Raw genomic sequence first — 255 nt, 5'->3', positions numbered from 1 at the left:
GTGGCTTTCACGTCCTTCACCGCGGGGGCCGCGAAGATGGTCACCACATCAGCATCGGCAACACAAACCTCACTCCCCTTGATGCTTTGCTCCTTACCCTTAGGGGTGACACAGGCGCGAACAACATCTCCTGCGTCATCACTTCCCGGGGTATAGACATTCCCATCGAACTTGCTGTTACTAGTAAATGGCTTCCACTCGCCACTGCTGTTCCGCCACTGCCACTTGACCACTGAGTCATCAGCGCCCGTACCG

General features: G+C 56.5%; 1 protein-coding gene. It reads right to left on the bottom strand.

Going from position 1 to position 255, the window contains the following annotated elements; genetic code table 11:
• Window positions 1-255 (bottom strand): hypothetical protein (locus AAZT04_RS26345; protein ID WP_434682346.1); only part of this gene is annotated, 255 nt, incomplete at both ends.

It is taken from the genome of Serratia sp. Je.1.23.a (assembly GCF_051129805.1).
Classification (GTDB): Bacteria; Pseudomonadota; Gammaproteobacteria; order Enterobacterales; family Enterobacteriaceae; genus Serratia; species Serratia liquefaciens.
The sequence above is the reverse complement of the archived record's forward strand: the minus strand, read 5'-3'. Positions and strand labels throughout refer to the sequence as shown.